The following is a 16,643-nucleotide window of genomic DNA, read 5'->3' on the forward strand; positions in this document are numbered from 1 at the left end:
CGCCGTGTCGACGGGTCAGCCGCGGGTGATCGCGGCGATGATCTCGGGGCGGAGCTGACGGGCCGAGATGACGGCGTCGACCGAACCCACTCGCACGGCGCGGTGGATGTCGTGGACACCGTCGAACTCACCGGCGACCTCGCTCAGTTTCTCGGCACGCACCGACGCACGGAGCCGGCCGAGCTCGACGGCCAGCCGACCGCGTTCGGCGGGCGCAGCATCGGCCACCAGGGTCTCGAGCTCCAGCACCTGCGCGTCGCGCGCAGTGCGCTTGTCGACCTCCGCGGAGAACACGACGGCTGCCGCGGGAGCACCACCGATCACCGACGCGAACGATCCCTCGAGAGCCAGCACGGTCATGCGCGGGTTCAGCGCCTTGGAGAACACCACGAAAGCGCCGCCGTGGTAGCGCGAGATCACCACGAACACGATCGGGCCGTCGAAGTTCGTGATCGCACGGCCGATCTCGGCGCCGTACTCCAGCTGGAGGTTGCGCATCGAGTCCGGTGAGCCGTCGAAGCCGGACAGGTTCGCCAGGACCACCAACGGCCGGTTGCCGCTCGCCGCATTGATCGCGCGGGCTGCCTTCTTCGACGAACGCGGGAACAGCGTGCCGCCCGTGTAGACATCGGGACCGTCCGCCGGCGGGAAGCCGCGGCGCGGCACCGGCTTGGACTCGATGCCCAGCAGGCACACGGGATGGCCGCCGAGGTGGGCGTCGAAGACCACCGCGGTGTCGGCGTCGGCCATGCCGGCCCAGCGCTCGAGCGTCGTGTGGTCCTGGTCCGCGACGGCCCGCATCACGGTCCGGATGTCGAAGGCCTTCTTGCGATCCGGGTTGGTGGCCGCGGAGAAGATCTCGCCGACGGTCGTGAAGTCACTCGACGGGTCCGTGTGCGGGAACGACGAGACGTCCCGGTCGTCCGGGTCGGACGTGACGGCGCGCCGCGGACCGGCCTCGCCGGGCGCGGCGTACGTGTGCTCGTAGTGGGCCATCAGCACCTCGAAGGCGCCCGGGAGGTCGGGAGCCCAGTACTGCGCCTGGCCGTTCTGGCCCATGACCCGGTCGTAGCCGCCGATGCCGAAGTTGTCCTCCGCGGAGACGCCGCCGGAGAAGTCGAGCGACTGCTTGCCGGTGAGGACCATGGCGCTGTCCGGCGTCATCACGAGGATGCCCTTCGTGTGCATCAGCATGGTTGCCTCGGCGTTCCAGTAAGGCTGCGCGCCGACGTTGATGCCGGCCACCACGACGTTGATCTCGCCGCCTGCCTGGGTGAACTCGATGATGCGGCGCAGGCCGGCGGCCACCCAGTCCATGTTCTCCGTGCCGGAGTCCATGGAGATCCGGGCGCCGGCCGAGAGGGCATACCACTCCAGCGGCACTCCCATCTGCTCGGCGAGGTCGATGGCCGCGATGACCCGCGTGCACTCGGCCTCGGCGACCGCGCCCAGGGCTTTCGTCGGGTCGCCGCACAGCACGACGCGCGTGACGCCCTCGGGGTGGAGGTCGGTCGGGGTGGAGACGACGCCGGCGATGATGCCGGCCTTGTTGAGGCCGCGCGGACGGTCGACGGGCACGAGTACGCCGGTGTCGTCGAGGTCGTGCTCCACGAACGAGCCCCGCGGCCCGGTCAGCAGCGGTAGCAGCTCGTAGGGGTAGACGAGTCCGCGACGCTTGGCGCGGAGCACCTTGCTGTCGTAGCTGTCGAGGGTCTTCAGCGGCTCGGTCGGAGGAGCCTCGATCGAGCTCACGACGCGGCCGCCGGGCCCGGGGGCGAAGCGGAGGGACATCGGGACGGGGCTGCCGTCGGGTCCGGCAACGCGGCCGACCGCGAGCACCTCGGCGATGCCGGCGGCGTCGGTGAGGGGTGTGATCTTCCGCTGCAGACCGGTGATCTGCTCGAGGTCGCCCTCGACCACGGGCCACACGTGCACCCAGACGTGGTTGAGGTCCAGCCTTGCGCCGGCCGCGCCGCGCGACGTCCGTGCGCGGCGTACGGCCTCGAGGCAGCTCTCGATCGCCCGCTCCGCGTGGGGTACGCCGGTCACGCGGCCGTCCTCGTCACGGACCACGGCGAGCTGGCGCACCTGGGCGAGCGCGACGAGCCGACGGTCGTCAGCGTTCTCGCGGGCGACGCACTCGTAGAGGAGGACGTCGTCGGGTGCGTCGAGGCGGGTGATCTGGAAGTCGCGCAGGCGCCACAGGTCCAGGCGCCGCGCGACCATCGGGTGCACGCCGTGGACGAGGTCGTCCTCGACGACGGGCTCCTCGGTGGCGTCACCGGGGCGGAAGGTGAAGTAGTCGACCCGGCGCTCGTCGCCGGTGCAGACCGCGACCGTGATCCGGCGTGCCCGGGTGATCAGGTCCGTGCCGGCCAGCGCGTCCTGCAGGACGGCCGCGACGTCGGTGGACGACTCGGGAGCCGTGGGCCAGAGCAGGTAGAGGTCCGCGACGGCGGCTGCGGTAGCTCCCGCGTCGGCGAGCGCGGCAGCCAGGCCGGTCACGAGCACGGAGGAGGGGTCGGCCAGCTCGTCGTACGAGCCGCTGGTCGTGACCAGCTGCCGCCCGGTCCCGTCGAGGTCGTAGGCGGCGCGCAGGAACGAGCGCCCGTCGCGCTGCGTGACCGTGAGGTCCCGCACGAGGTCGCGATAGTGGCGACGCGTCATCACCTCGAGCATCGGGTCGTCGCCACCGTCACCACCGCTGGCAAGGCGCTCCCCGAGCTGTGCGCTGAGGAGGGCGACGATCTGCTCGGGGATCGCGGCGAGGGCCTCGATCCGTGCGACGCGGTCCGCGGCGGCCGGGGCACCGGCGAGCGCGGCCACCTCATCGCGTACGCCGCTGAGCACGGCCGCGCGGTCCGCGTCGACCAGCGGCTGGTCGAACCAGCGGAAGCGGATGCTCCGGGCGAGGTCGCCCACGACGGGGAACCGGCGCTGTGAGGCGCCCTTGAGCCGTTCGAGCTGCTCGCGGATGTCGCCGGCGCGCTCGGGGTCGGGGGCCGGCTCGCTGATCCAGCGCTGGAGCAGGGCGATGACGATGTCGGCGTCGGAGGCCGGTCCCTGCTGGGCGAGGAAGATCCGCAGGACCGCGTCCTCGAGGCGCGGAGTGCGGTCGAGGTCGGTGACCCCGTAGTGGGCGAGGACCCGGGAGAGCCGCTGGCGGAAGTGCTCGGGCAGGCCGCCTCGCTCGGGGTCGAGGCTGCGCAGGTAGGTGTGGAAGTGCTCGCGCGAGCTGTGCACGCGCAGCTCCGTGCGGCGTTCGTCGTCTGCCGGGCGGTCGCGGTGGAGGTCGGCGACATCGGTGAACAGGTCGACCAGCGCTGCGTCCGACGCGATGACGTCCACGCCGGAGGCCCGCAGCTCGTCGCGCGCGGCGAGGTACTCCTTCAGTGCACCGGCCCGGTCGCCCGCGGGCACGTCGTAGCCGAGGATCAGGCCGGTGAGGTCTGCCCGGGCGCGGTCGGCGCGCTGCTGCAGCGTGGGCACGGCGGTGTCCGTGGGCAGGAACAGCGCGGCGCTGTCGTCGTCGGCGACCGCTGCCGCGGTCGAAGCGTCACCGTCGACCGCGACCGGCTCCAGCCGGAGGAGGGGTGCGCCGGTCTCGACCTGGGAGCCGGTGATCACGAGGAGGTCCCGCACGCGAGCAGCGAACGGCGCGTGGATGACGGTCTCCATCTTCATGCTCTCCAGCACGAGCACGGGAGCGCCGGCGGCGACGACGTCGCCGATCGCGGCCGGGGTGGCGACGACCAGGGCGGGAGCGGGCGAGCGGACGATGCCGCCCTCGTCGCGGCTGATGCGGTGGGTGATGCCGTCGACCTCGACCAGGTGGACCGGGCCGTGGACCGCCGAGACGATGCGGTGGCGGTGCTGGCTGGACTGGCCACCGACCACCAGGTGGGCGTGGAAGGTGTCGAGCCACTCGAGCTCGACGTCGGCGGTGACGGATTCACCGGTCGGCTGCGCGCCGGCCGTGATGGTCACCCGGTAGCGGCCGGCGGCGGGCTGCACGGCCGTGAGCCGGTACGTCGTGCCGCGGAGCTTGACCTCCACCGGCTCGCCGACCTTGTGCTGCACCTGGGGACGGCCACCGTGGGCGGTCTCCAGCAGGCGAGTGCGCTCGACGGCGAGCTCCTCGTCGTACGCCGTGATGGCGGCGACGAGCAAGGCGACCTCGCGGTGGGTGTCGGGGGCGAGACGTCCCTCGCCGCGGGCCCGGTCGATCCACGCGGTGTCGGCCCAGGCGGGCTCGCCCGTGAGGACCTCGGGCTGGTCGAGGAGGTCGAGGATGAAGCCCTTGTTGGTGGTGCCGCCCTCGATCACGACGGTGGTCTCGGCCATCGCGCGGCGCAGGCGGGCCAGCGCCTCGTCGCGGTCGCGGCCGTAGGCGATGACCTTGGCGATCATCGAGTCGAAGTCGGCGGGGATGACGTCACCCTCGCCGAGGCCGGTGTCGACGCGGACGCCGGGACCGCTGGGCAGCTTGAGCAGCGAAACCCGGCCCGGTGCGGGGGCGAAGTCGCGGTCGGGGTCCTCGGCGTTGAGCCGGGCTTCGACGGCGTGGCCGATCTCGTCGGGACGTCCGCCGTCGTTGTTGAGGGCCTCGAGACGCCCACCTGCGGCGACAGCGATCTGGGCCTTCACGAGGTCGACGTTGGTGGTCAGCTCGGTGATCGGGTGCTCGACCTGGAGCCGGGTGTTGACCTCGAGGAAGGCGAAGGACTTCTCCTCGGGCTGGTAGAGGAACTCGACGGTGCCCGCACCGGCGTAGCCGACCGCGACGGCCAGCCGCTCGGCCGACTCCTTCAGCAGGTCCACCTGGGAAGGCGAGAGCAGGGGAGAGGCGGACTCCTCGATGACCTTCTGGTTGCGTCGCTGCACGGAGCAGTCACGCACGCCAAGGGCCCAAGCGGTGCCGTGGCTGTCCGCGATCAGCTGGACCTCGACGTGGCGCGCGCCCGTGACGACGCGCTCCAGGAAGACGATGCCGTTGCCGAAGGCGCGCTCTGCCTCGTCGCGCGTGCGCTGGTAGGCGTCCTCGAGCTCGGCGGCGGTGTTGACCTTGCGGATGCCGCGTCCGCCGCCGCCGGCGGTGGCCTTGAGCATCATCGGGTAGCCGATCGTCTCGGCGGCCGCGAGCGCCTCCTCCAGCGTGTCGACCGGCCCGTTGCTCCAGGGGGCGACCGGCACGCCGACCTTCTCGGCGATGCGCTTCGAGCCGATCTTGTCGCCGAGCTGGCGCATCGCCTCGGCGCTGGGGCCGATGAAGGTGACGCCCAGGCGGTCGCACAGGTCCACGAACGTCGGGTCCTCGGCGACGAAGCCCCAGCCGACCCAGACGGCGTCGGCGCGGGTCTCGACGAGTGCGCGCTCCAGCACGGCGAGGTCGAGGTAGGGCCGTGCGGAGGCCGGGCCGAGCCCGTAGGACTCGTCCGCCTCACGCACGAACATGGCGTGCCGCTCGACGTCGGTGAACAGTGCGATCGTCGTCAGCTCCTGGCCGGACGACGTCAGGTCGCGGACGGCGTGGATCAGCCGCATGGCCGCCTCGCCGCGGTTCACGATCGCGATTCGGGAGAACACCACTACCTCCGGTTGCGCCTCCGAGGCGCCTAGGAAAATGTGCAGGGAAACGTGTCGAGAAAAGGTGAGGGAACCATCATGATCGAAACATGAGGAAATACTCAACTAAAACTTGAGAATACCCTCATGTTTCTGTTTTCATGGTGTGCGTGACCCCAGACACCGCTCTCGCCACCACGGCCATTGACACCGCCTCCGGTTCCTCCACGACTTCGGTCAACGGCGCCTCCAACGGTGCCTCCAACGGACTTCCCGACCACACCGGCAAGCGCCTGCTCGACCGCCTTGCGGCCGGCACTCCCTTTGCCGTTGCCTTCGGTGGCCAGGGCGCCGACTGGCTCGAGCCGCTCGCGGAGCTGGTGCGCGTGCACCGCCTCGAGCTCGGTCCGATCGTCACCGCCGCCGAGGCCCGCCTCGCACCCGTTGCGGCCGAGCTGCTCCGCGCGGATGCGGACTTCCGGCCGGTGGCGTGGCTCGACGCGGTCGTCGAGTCCCACTCCGCCGAGGTCGAGGACGCTCCCGAGATCCCCTCGCGTGAGCGCCTCCTCTCGCCGTCCCGGTCGCTGCCCGGCATCACGCTCAGCCACCTCGGTGCCCTCCACGCGCTGCGCGACATGGGTCTCGACCCGCGCGGTGCCGTGGCCAAGATCGGCCACTCGCAGGGTTGCCTCCCGATCTCCGTCATCGACGGTGCCGACGAAGCCGACGTACTCGCGCTCTCCCGCCTGATCGGTGCGGCAGCCGAGGTCGTCGGCGTACGACGTGGTCTCCTGGGGGAGTGCCTCGTCGCCGTCCCGCTTCCTCACGCCGAGGTGCAGGAGGCCATCGACGGACTGCCCGCCTCGAGCCGCCTCGTCGCCGCGATCGTCAACGGTCCTTCGTCCACGGTCGTCTCCGGCCCGGTCGTCGGCCAGGAGCGGCTGCGCCAGGCACTCGGTGACGACGTCACCGTCGACCCGGTCCTCGCTCGCGCTGCTTACCACCACCCCGAGTTCGCCGAGGCCGTCGACCTGACCGTCGAGTGGGCCGTCCGCTGCGGCCTCGACGCCGACTGGGCCCGTGACCTCGCCCACCGCTCGCTCGTCGAGCCGATCGACTGGCCCGCGCAGGTCGAGACCGTCGCCGACGCCGGCGCCCGCTGGCTGCTCGACCTCGGCCCGGTCAACCTGGCCAGCCAGATCTCGGCAGGCACCGCCCGCGCGCACGGCATCGGCATCGTCGCCCCGACGACGCCCCGCGGCCTGCGCGAGCTCACCGTCGCTGGTGCGGCTCCGCGCCGCACTGCCGCCTGGACGAGCTTCGCCCCCGAGGTCGTGGCCCTGCCCGACGGCACCCGCCGCGTCGAGACCCGCTTCACCCGCCTGACCGGCCGCTCGCCGATCATCCTGGCCGGCATGACGCCGACCACGGTCGACCCCGCCATCGTCGCCGCGGCCGCCAACGCCGGCTTCTGGGCCGAGCTCGCCGGAGGTGGCCAGGTCACCGAGGAGATCTTCGCCGAGAACCTCGAGCGCCTCGGCAGCATGCTCGAGCCCGGACGCACCGCCGCGTTCAACGCGCTCCTGCTCGACCCCTACCTGTGGAAGCTCCAGCTCGGTGGCAACCGCCTCGTCCAGAAGGCCCGCGCGGCCGGTGCCGCCATCGACGCGGTCATCGTCACCGCCGGTGTGCCCGAGATCGAGGACGCGGTCGCGCTGATCCACGAGCTCCGTGAGGGCGGCATCGAGTACGTCGTCTTCAAGCCCGGCACCGTGGCCCAGATCAAGAAGGTCCTCGCCATCGCCGACGAGGTCGCTCCCGTCCCCGTGATCATCCAGGTCGAGGGTGGCAAGGCCGGTGGCCACCACAGCTGGGAGGACCTCGACGCGCTCCTCCTCACGACGTACGCCGACCTGCGCCGCCGCGCCAACGTCGTCGTCTGCGTCGGCGGCGGCATCGGCACCCCCGAGAGCGCCGCGTCCTACGTGACCGGTTCGTGGTCGATCGGCCACGGCCGTCCCGCGATGCCGCTCGACGGCATCCTGGTCGGCACCGCCGCGATGGCCACGCTCGAGGCGACCACCTCGCCGGCCGTCAAGCAGCTGCTGGTCGACACCCCCGGCACCCCGATCTGGCTCGAGGACGGCGCCGTCGACGGCGGCATGACGTCCGGGCGCAGCCAGCTCGGCGCCTCGATTCACGAGGTCGAGAACACCTCCGCCAAGGTCGGCCGCATCCTCGACGAGGTCGCCGGCGACGCCAAGGCCGTCGCGGCCCGGCGTCACGAGATCGCCGAGCTGCTCGACCTGACCGCCAAGCCCTACTTCGGCGACGTCGCCACGATGAGCTACGGCACCTGGCTGGCGCGCTACCTGGAGCTCTCGGCCCCCGTCTCCGCGGCCGGTCCCGAGTGGCTCGACGTGACGATCCGCGACCGGTTCCACGCGCTCGTTCAGCGTGCCGAGGCCCGCCTCGCCGACGCCGACAACGGCCCGATCGCCACGCTCTTCCCGACGTCGGCCGACGTCGAGGACGGTGCCGCGGCGCTCGACGCCCTCCGCGCGGCGTACCCGGCTCTGGACGAGGTGCAGCTGCACCCCGCCGACGTCCCGTTCTTCGTCACGGTCTGCCGCCGCGCCGGCAAGCCGGTGCCGTTCGTCCCCGTCATCGACGCCGACGTACGCCGCTGGTGGCGCGCCGACTCCCTGTGGCAGTCGCACGACCCGCGCTTCCCGGCCGACGCCGTCTCGGTGATCCCGGGTCCGGTCGCTGTTGCGGGCATCACCCGCGTCGACGAGCCCGTCGCCGACCTGCTCCGCCGCTTCGAGGCGGGCATCCTCGAGGCCGTCGTCGACACCATCGACGGAGCTCCCGCTGCCGTGGCCGGCCTGCGTCGCGCCCCCGACACGACGGGCGCCGTCTCGCTCGTGCTCGCCGCCCCGGACGCCGTCTGGGCCGGGCGCACCGTCATCAACCCCGTACGCCGGTTGGGCGACGACTGGCTCGTCGTCCACCCCGCGCGTGCCGAGCACCCCGCCACCGGCTCGGTGCTCACGGGCGAAGGCGACGTGGCCGTCCTGGAGGTGCCCGTCGGCGCCACCGTCCTCCGCTTCCGCATCGCTGCCGGTGCCGACGTCGCCGCCGGTGCCGCTCCGGTGGTGCTCAACCCGGCATCCGAGATGACCGCGCTCCTCGAGCTCGCCGCCGGCGGTCCGTCCGCAGGTGTCGCCCGCTGGGAGCCGACCACCGGCGCCGAGCACGCCGCCGCGACCGCCGCTGGTGGGCCGGCAACGGCCGTCGTCCCCGATGCGCTCGTCGGCCTGGTCTGGCCGTCCGTCTTCGGTGCGCTCGCGCAGCGCCCCGACGTCGTCGAGGGCATGCTCGACCTGGTCCACCTCGACCACGCGCTGATCGGCTCGGTCCCCGTGGACGCAACCGACCTCGACGTCGACGTGCAGATCCGCAGCGTCGTCGACACCGAGGTCGGCCGAGTCGTCACGGTGGACGTCGACGTGGCGACCGGTTCGGGGGAGCCGGTCGCCACCCTCGTCGAGCGGTTCGCGATCCGCGGCCGCACGGGTGCCGTCGCCCTCGCCGACCCCGAGCGGGCCGGCGGCGCAGTGACCGACGAGCGCAAGGCCGAGCGTCGTCGGCGGGCCCACGCGACCGTCACCGCGCCCTCCGACCTGCGCACGTTCGCCAGCGTCACCGGCGACCACAACCCGATCCACACCAGCACCGCAGCCGCTGCCCTTGCCGGCCTCGGCGGGCCGATCGTCCACGGCATGTGGATCTCCGCGGTCAGCCAGCGCGTCGTCATGGAGCAGACCGGCCGGGCTCTGACCGGCTGGACCGCCCGCTTCCTCGCCCCGGTCCGCCCCGGCGCCTCCGTCGAGATCACCGCCCACCGCGTCGGCATCGACGCCGGTGTCGAGGTGGTCGAGGTCAGCGCCCGCGTCGACGGCGACCTCGTGCTGCTCGCGACCGCACGTCTGGCGGCTGCCCGCACCGCGTACGTCTTCCCGGGACAGGGCATCCAGCACGCCGGCATGGGCATGGAGGGCTACCGCCGCAGCAAGGCTGCCAAGGCCATCTGGGACCGCGCCGACGACCACACCCGCAAGGTGCTCGGCTTCTCGGTGCTCGAGGTCGTCCGTGACAACCCGACCGAGCTCGTCGCCTTCGACGGCGTCCACAGCCACCCCGATGGCGTCCTCTTCCTGACCCAGTTCACCCAGGTCGGCATGGCGGTCCTCGCGGCCGCCCAGATGGCGGAGCTGGTCGAGGCCGGAGTCGCCGTCGACGACGCGATCATCGCCGGCCACTCCGTCGGTGAGTACAACGCGCTCGCTGCCGTCTCGGGCGTCCTCTCGCTCGAGGCCGTCGTCGAGGTGGTCTTCCAGCGCGGCTCCGTCATGCACACGCTGGTCCCGCGCGACGAGAAGGGCCGCAGCAACTACCGCCTCGCGGCGATCCGTCCGGCCCAGTTCGGCGTTGCCGACGCTGACGTCCGCGCGTTCGTCGAGGGTGTCGCTGCCGAGAGCGGCGAGTTCCTCGAGATCGCCAACTACAACCTCCGCGGTTCGCAGTACGCCATCGCCGGAACCGTCGCCGGACTCGAGGTCCTCGAGGAGGAGATCGAGCGTCGTCGCGCCGCAGTCGGCGGCAAGGCGTCGTACATCGTCGTTCCGGGTGTGGACGTGCCGTTCCACTCGGGCGTCCTGCGCGGCGGCGTCGACGACTTCCGCGCCAAGCTCGGCGAGCTGCTGCCGCCGACGGTCGACCCGTCGCCGCTCCTCGGCCGCTACGTGCCGAACCTCGTGGCGCGACCGTTCGCGCTCGACAAGCCGTTCCTCGAGTCGATCCTCGAGGTCGCGCCCGCGGTCCGCATCGAGGAGGCGCTCGCCAACTGGGCCACCTGGTCGCAGAGGCCCGAAGAGTTGTGCCGCCTCGTGCTGATCGAGCTGCTGGCCTGGCAGTTCGCCAGCCCGGTGCGCTGGATCGAGACCCAGGACCTGTTCGTGGCCGACGCCGCCGACGGTGGCCTCGGTGTCGAGCGGATCATCGAGGTCGGCGTGGGCCGCGCGCCCACCGTCGCCAACCTCGCCTCGGCGACGCTCAAGCTTCCCGAGGTACGCCGCACCCTGGCCGGTCCGGTCGAGGTGCTGAACGTCGAGCGCGACGCCCTCGTGGTGTTCGCTCGTGATGAAGACCCCGTCGATCTCCCCGAGACCGACGAGGCGTCGCCGGATGTCCCCGCATCCGCTGCGACGGTGCCGGGTGGATCTCCCTCCCTCGTCCCGGCAACCCCGGCGCCTGCGGCGTCGGGCGGGCCGCGTCCCGCTGACATCCCCTTCGTCGGCGCGGACGCGACCCGGCTGCTTCTGGCCTGGTGGACCAAGGTCCGCCCGGACCAGCTCGGTGACGCCGACTCCATCGAGTCGCTCACCGATGGCGCCTCCTCGCGCCGCAACCAGCTGCTCGTCGACCTCGGTGCCGAGCTCAGCCTCGGTGCGATCGACGGTGCGGCCGAGGCCGACCTGCCGACGCTCTGCGCCCAGGTCAACGGCCTCTCGCGTGGCTACCGCCCGCTCGGTCCGGTGCTCTCCGCCGCGACCGGCGACCACCTGCGCAAGGTGCTCGGCCCGCTGGGTGCTCGCCAGTCCGCGATCGCCGACCGCGTGACTGGTGCCTGGCAGCTCGGTGAGGGCTGGGCGCTGCACACGCTCGTCGAGGTCGCCGCCGGCACCCGCGAGGGTGCCAGCGTGCGCGGCGGTGACCTGGCCACGCTCACGGTGCCCGGTTCCGCTGCCGAGCTCGACGGCCTGATCGACGCCGCCGTCGCCGCCGTCGCCGCCCGCCAGGGCGTCTCGGTGAGCCTGCCTTCCGCAGGTGGGGGTGGCGAGGTCACCCTCGACGCTGCCGCTCTGGCCGGGGTCACCGGTGGCATCACCAGCGCCCTTGCCTCGACCGCCCGGCACCTGCTCGCCCAGCTCGGCGAGGACGCCCCTGCGGCAGCCGTCGCCGAGGACACCGCCGAGGCGCGCGCCGCGCTCGACCGCATCGAGGTCGAGCTCGGCTCCGAGTGGCTGAACCTGACCGCCCCGGCCTTCGACGCCGGCCGTGCCGTGCTGCTCGACGACCGCTGGGCGTCCGCCCGTGAGGACGTCGCCCGCGTCGCCACCGGCCAGCTCTCCGACGCCGCCGTGACCGGTGCCGGCCCGATCGTCGCCGCCCAGGCCCGCTGGCTCGGTCTCGACGACCTCGCCACGCAGGCCGAGGACACCACCCGCGGTGTCTGGGCCGACGAGGTCGCTGTCGTCACCGGCGCCAGCAAGGGCTCGATCGCCTCCGCGATCGTCGAGGACCTCCTCGCCGGTGGCGCGACGGTCGTCGCCACGACCTCCAACCTGGACGGCAAGCGTCTGGCCTGGTTCAAGGAGCTCTACCGCACCCACGCCCGCGTCGGTGCGTCGCTCTGGGTCGTCCCGGCCAACCTCGCGTCGTACGCCGACGTGGACGCGCTGGTCGCCTGGGTCACCTCCGAGCAGACCCGCCGCCTCGGCCCGACGACCGAGGTCGTCAAGCCGGCGCTGCACCCGACCCTGCTCTTCCCGTTCGCTGCCGGCCCGGTCATGGGTGACCTCGCCGAGGCGGGCGGCAAGGCCGAGCTGCAGGCCCGCATCCTGCTGTGGTCGGTCGAGCGCCTCGTCGGTGCCGACTGGGGCCGCAACCGCGTCCACGTCGTGCTCCCGGGCTCGCCCAACCGCGGCATCTTCGGTGGCGACGGTGCCTACGGCGAGGCCAAGGCCGCGCTCGACGCCATGGTCGCCAAGTGGAGCTCCGAGTCCGGCTGGCCCGAGCGGGTCACCCTGGCCCACGCCATCATCGGCTGGGTGGCGGGCACCGGTCTGATGGGCGCCAACGACGCCATGGTCACCGCCGTCCGCAACGCCGGCGTCAAGGTCTGGACCCCCGACACGATGGCCGCCGAGCTGCTCGCGCTCTGCACCACCGCTGCCCGCGAGTCCGCTGCCGAGCGTCCGCTCCACCTGGACCTCGCCGAGGGCCTGGAGAACGTCAACCTCCGCGACGTCGCGGCCGAGGCACAGAAGGCCATGGCCGCTGCCGCCGCGGAGGAGGTCGAGGTCGCTGAGACGGTCACCATCGACGCGCTTCCGTCCTCGCCCGCCCAGCTCCCGGCGTACTCCTCGATCGACCTTGCCGACGTGCCCGCCGCCCCCGAGGACCTCGTGGTCATCGTCGGTGCCGGCGAGCTCGGTCCGTGGGGCTCGTCCCGCACCCGGCACCAGGTCGAGGTCGGGGACGGCCTCTCCGCCGCCGGCGTGCTCGAGCTCGCCTGGTCCACCGGCCTGGTCCGCTGGGATGCACAGGGCTCCTCCTGGTACGACGTGGAGAGCGGCGACGCCGTCGCCGAGCAGGAGATCCGCGACCGCTACCACGACACCGTCGTCGAGCGTGCGGGCATCCGCACCTACGGCGACGACGGCACCATGGTCGACAACACCGCGCCGCTCATGGCGCAGGTCTTCCTCGACCAGGACCTGACCTTCCGCGTGGAGAGCGAGGCGGAGGCACGCGCCTTCGTCGCTGCCAACCCGGCACAGACGACCGCCGCCCCGACGGCGGACGGTGGCTGGCTGGTGACCCGCAAGGCAGGCACCGAGGTCCGGGTGCCGCGGCGGGTCGAAATCACCCGCACCGCGGGTGGCCAGATCCCGACCGGGTTCGACCCCGGTGTGTGGGGCATCCCTGCCGAGATGCTCGAGTCGGTCGACCGCGTGGCGCTGTGGAACCTGGTCTGCACGGTGGACGCCTTCCTCTCGAGCGGCTTCACGCCGGCCGAGCTGATGCGTTGGGTCCACCCCGCCCGGGTGGCCAACACCCAGGGCACCGGCCTCGGTGGCATGACCTCCATGCAGTCGCTCTACATCGACAACCTGCTCGGCGAGAGCGTCGCCAACGACCTCCTCCAGGAGGCCCTGCCCAACGTCATCGCCGCCCACGTCGTCCAGTCGTACGTCGGCAGCTACGGCGCGATGATCCACCCGGTCGCCGCCTGCGCGACGACCGCGGTCTCCATCGAGGAGGGCGTCGACAAGATCAAGGTCGGCAAGGCGGACGTGGTCGTGGCCGGTGGCTTCGACGACCTGGGCACGGAGGGCATCGTCGGCTTCGCCGCCATGTCGGCCACGGCCGACACCCAGGCGATGCTCGACCAGGGCATCGACATCCGCCACATCAGCCGGCCCAACGACCGCCGTCGTGGTGGTTTCGTCGAGTCGCAGGGTGGCGGCACGATCCTGCTGGCCCGCGGTGACGTGGCGGCCCGCATGGGCCTGCCGGTCCTCGGTGTCGTGGCCTACGCCGCGTCGTTCGCCGACGGCATCCACACCTCGATCCCCGCCCCGGGCATCGGTGCCCTCGCGGCTGGTCTCGGTCGCAAGGAGTCGCCGCTGGCGAAGGCGCTCGGGGAGCTCGGCCTCGGTGCCGACGACGTGGGTCTGGTGAGCAAGCACGACACCTCGACCAACGCCAACGACCCCAACGAGTCCGACCTGCACGAGCGGCTCGCCGCCGCGCTGGGTCGCTCCGAGGGCAACCCCCTGTACGTCGTGTCGCAGAAGTCGCTGACCGGTCACGCCAAGGGTGGCGCTGCGGCGTTCCAGGTGATCGGCCTGTGCCAGGTCCTGCGTGAGGGTGTCCTTCCGCCCAACCGCGCCCTGGACTGCGTCGACCCGGAGCTCGCGAAGCACCCGCACCTGGTCTGGCCCCGCAGCCCGCTGGCGACCGGTCCGCTCAAGGCGGGCCTGGTCACGAGCCTCGGCTTCGGCCATGTCGCCGGTCTGCTGGCGATCGCGCACCCGGACGTGTTCATCGCGTCACTGCCGGCCGACGAGCGCGCGGCGTACGTCGCCTCCGCTCGCCGCCGCGAGACCGAGGGCGCGCTGACCACCACCCGGGTGATGCTCGGCGAGCCGGGCTTCGTGAAGACGACGGACCGCCGCCTGGGCGACGGTGCAGCCGGCGAACGCAAGGAGAACGAGGCGGCTCTGCTGCTCGACCCGAACGCGCGGCTGGCTGCGGACGGTCGGTTCGAGTGCCGCTGAACCCTGGCGCGGGCGAGAGCCCGGACGTCGCAGGCCTGACCGGTGTCGTGGGGGTGGGCGTGGACCTGGTCCACGTCCCCTCCTTCGCCGAGCAGCTTGGTCAGCCCGGTTCCCGCTTCCCTGACGTGTTCACGTCGGGGGAGCGGGCCGACGTCGGCTCGCGCGGCGATGACCACCCCCGGCACTGGGCGGCTCGTTGGGCGGCACGCGAGGCCGTGGTCAAGGCCTGGTCGTCGGCCCTGCACGGCTATCCGCCGGTGCTCGGGGACGAGGCGTTGCGCGACATCTCCGTCGCGTGCGACGCCTGGGGCCGGCCGCGTCTCGTGCTGGCCGGTGCGGTCAGCCGACACCTCGCGGGCTTCCGGCTCGATCTCTCGTTGTCACACGACGGTGACTACGCGATCGCCTACGTCGTGCTCTCGGCAGCCACGAGGTAGCTGGCGAGCAGCCGCTTGAGCTCGATCACCGCTTCGTCGTGGGACTGGCCGTCGCGGATCGAGAAGTTGAGCATCGAGTACGTCACGTGGACGAGCACCTCGGCGATGATCCGCCGACGGTCACGAGGCGTGCCGGGCGTCAGCGGCGCGAGCACGCGCGCCACATCGGCGGCAACCTCGCGCTCGGTGACCGCTGCGGTCGCACGGGTCGCGGGCGTTGACTGCACGGCGTGCCAGACGGCCCGTCGTGAGGGGTCGGTGCGCCACAGCGTGACCAGATGCTCGAGCAGCTGGTTGAGCAGCTTGAGCCAGTCAAGCGTGGGCAGCTGCTCGGCAAGCGCGTGGATCTCCTCGCGCACGGCGACAGCGTCGACGCGGTCGAGCTCGCACACGATGACGTACTTGTTCGCGAAGAACTGGTAGAGCGTGCCGATCGGGAGGCTGGCCCGGTGCGCCACCTCCTCACAGGTGAACGACTCGAAGCCGACCTCGATCAGGAGCTCGCGCGACACCCTGAGCAGGTGGTCGAACTTCACGTGGCTGCGCTCCTGGGAGGGGCGGCGCCGCGGCTCGAGGATTTCTGTCGTCACACCACGAGCCTAATGGGAAGAATCCCTCTCGGGGTGAAGGCTGCGACAGAACATGAGGTCTCTCTCATGATGACTGCGGTCTAGACTCGCTGGATGCGGGTCTGGCGGGCATCCCGGGCGACGGTCACGTCGCACCGTCAGCGCGCCCCGCGCCGCCGCAAGCTCCGGCTGTTCCTCGCCCTCGCGGCCATCCATGTGGTGGGACTCGGCGGCGCCGCGGTCGTGCTGGTCGAGAAGCCGGGCGGTGTTCCCGTGCTGGCGAAGGGTGCGGTGGACGCCGCCGGCCAGGCCGCCGAAGGCGCTGCCTCACGCCTCATCGACGAGGCAGCCGGCAGGCCCTACCTCCGCCCCGCGAAGTCACCCGCGGACTCCGGGACGCCCCCGGTGCCGCAGCACGCGTCGGGCAGGTTCGCCGTCGCCCCTGTGCGTTCCGGCAGGGCGGCCGAGTCCGGCGCGCTGACCTACCGGGTCGAGGTCGAACGTGGCCTGCCCTACGACGCCGCGGGATTCGCCCGTGCCGTCGACCGGACCCTTTCCGACCCGAGGGGATGGACCGCCGACCCGAGCCACCGCTTGTCGCGGGTCGAGGGCGAGGCCGACTTCCGCATCGTGCTCGCGTCCCCCGACACGGTCGACCGCCTCTGCGCCCCGCTCGACACCAAGGGCCGCGTCTCCTGCCGCAACGGCGACGACGTCGTTATCAACGCCTGGCGCTGGTGGCGCGGAGCCAGGAGCTACGACGGCGACCTCGCGGCGTACCGGAACTACGTCGTCAACCACGAGACCGGCCACTTCCTCGGCTTCGGCCACGTCGGCTGCCCGGGCAGGGGTGAGCCAGCCCCCGTCATGCACCAGCAGACCCTCGGGCTCCAGGGCTGCAAGGCCAACCCCTGGCCAACGGCGTCCGAGCTCGAGTAATC

Annotated in this window: 5 protein-coding genes; 3 read left to right on the forward strand and 2 right to left on the reverse strand. The window is 72.3% G+C overall.

From position 1 onward, the window contains the following. Positions 1 to 15 precede the first annotated feature (15 nt). Positions 16 to 5,586, reverse strand: coding sequence for an ATP-binding protein (locus D4739_RS11745; RefSeq protein ID WP_120060792.1), 5,571 nt, complete (start codon positions 5,584 to 5,586; stop codon positions 16 to 18). Positions 5,587 to 5,735: 149 nt separating this feature from the next. Between D4739_RS11745 and D4739_RS11750 the strand changes: the two genes are divergently transcribed. Both D4739_RS11750 and acpS read left to right on the forward strand, forming a co-directional pair. Beyond that, positions 5,736 to 14,696: a type I polyketide synthase gene (locus D4739_RS11750; RefSeq protein ID WP_238473626.1), complete on the forward strand. Its 8,961-nt coding sequence runs from the start codon at positions 5,736 to 5,738 to the stop codon at positions 14,694 to 14,696. After that, positions 14,687 to 15,133 carry a holo-ACP synthase AcpS gene (gene acpS, locus D4739_RS11755; RefSeq protein WP_238473627.1) on the forward strand — a complete coding sequence of 149 codons (447 nt, stop codon included), beginning with the start codon at positions 14,687 to 14,689 and terminating at the stop codon, positions 15,131 to 15,133. The genes D4739_RS11750 and acpS overlap by 10 nt, the downstream gene beginning before the upstream one ends. Here acpS and D4739_RS11760 read toward each other — a convergent pair. Next, the gene (locus D4739_RS11760) at positions 15,103 to 15,723 is read right to left on the reverse strand and encodes a TetR/AcrR family transcriptional regulator (RefSeq protein WP_182920400.1); all 621 of its coding nucleotides are present in this window, start codon (positions 15,721 to 15,723) and stop codon (positions 15,103 to 15,105) included. The genes acpS and D4739_RS11760 overlap by 31 nt on opposite strands. Positions 15,724 to 15,816: 93 nt before the next feature. On the opposite strand from D4739_RS11760, the gene D4739_RS11765 reads away from it, so the two are divergent. Beyond that, positions 15,817 to 16,641 carry a DUF3152 domain-containing protein gene (locus D4739_RS11765; RefSeq protein ID WP_220699283.1) on the forward strand — a complete coding sequence of 275 codons (825 nt, stop codon included), beginning with the start codon at positions 15,817 to 15,819 and terminating at the stop codon, positions 16,639 to 16,641. The last annotated feature ends 2 nt before the right edge of the window (positions 16,642 to 16,643 follow it).

This window comes from Nocardioides cavernaquae (assembly GCF_003600895.1).
GTDB lineage: Bacteria > Actinomycetota > Actinomycetes > Propionibacteriales > Nocardioidaceae > Nocardioides > Nocardioides cavernaquae.

Excerpts from the sequence above, each read along its gene's own strand:
- D4739_RS11765 (WP_220699283.1), top strand. The coding sequence starts at position 15,817 with ATGCGGGTCTGGCGGGCATCCCGGGCGACGGTCACGTCGCACCGTCAG.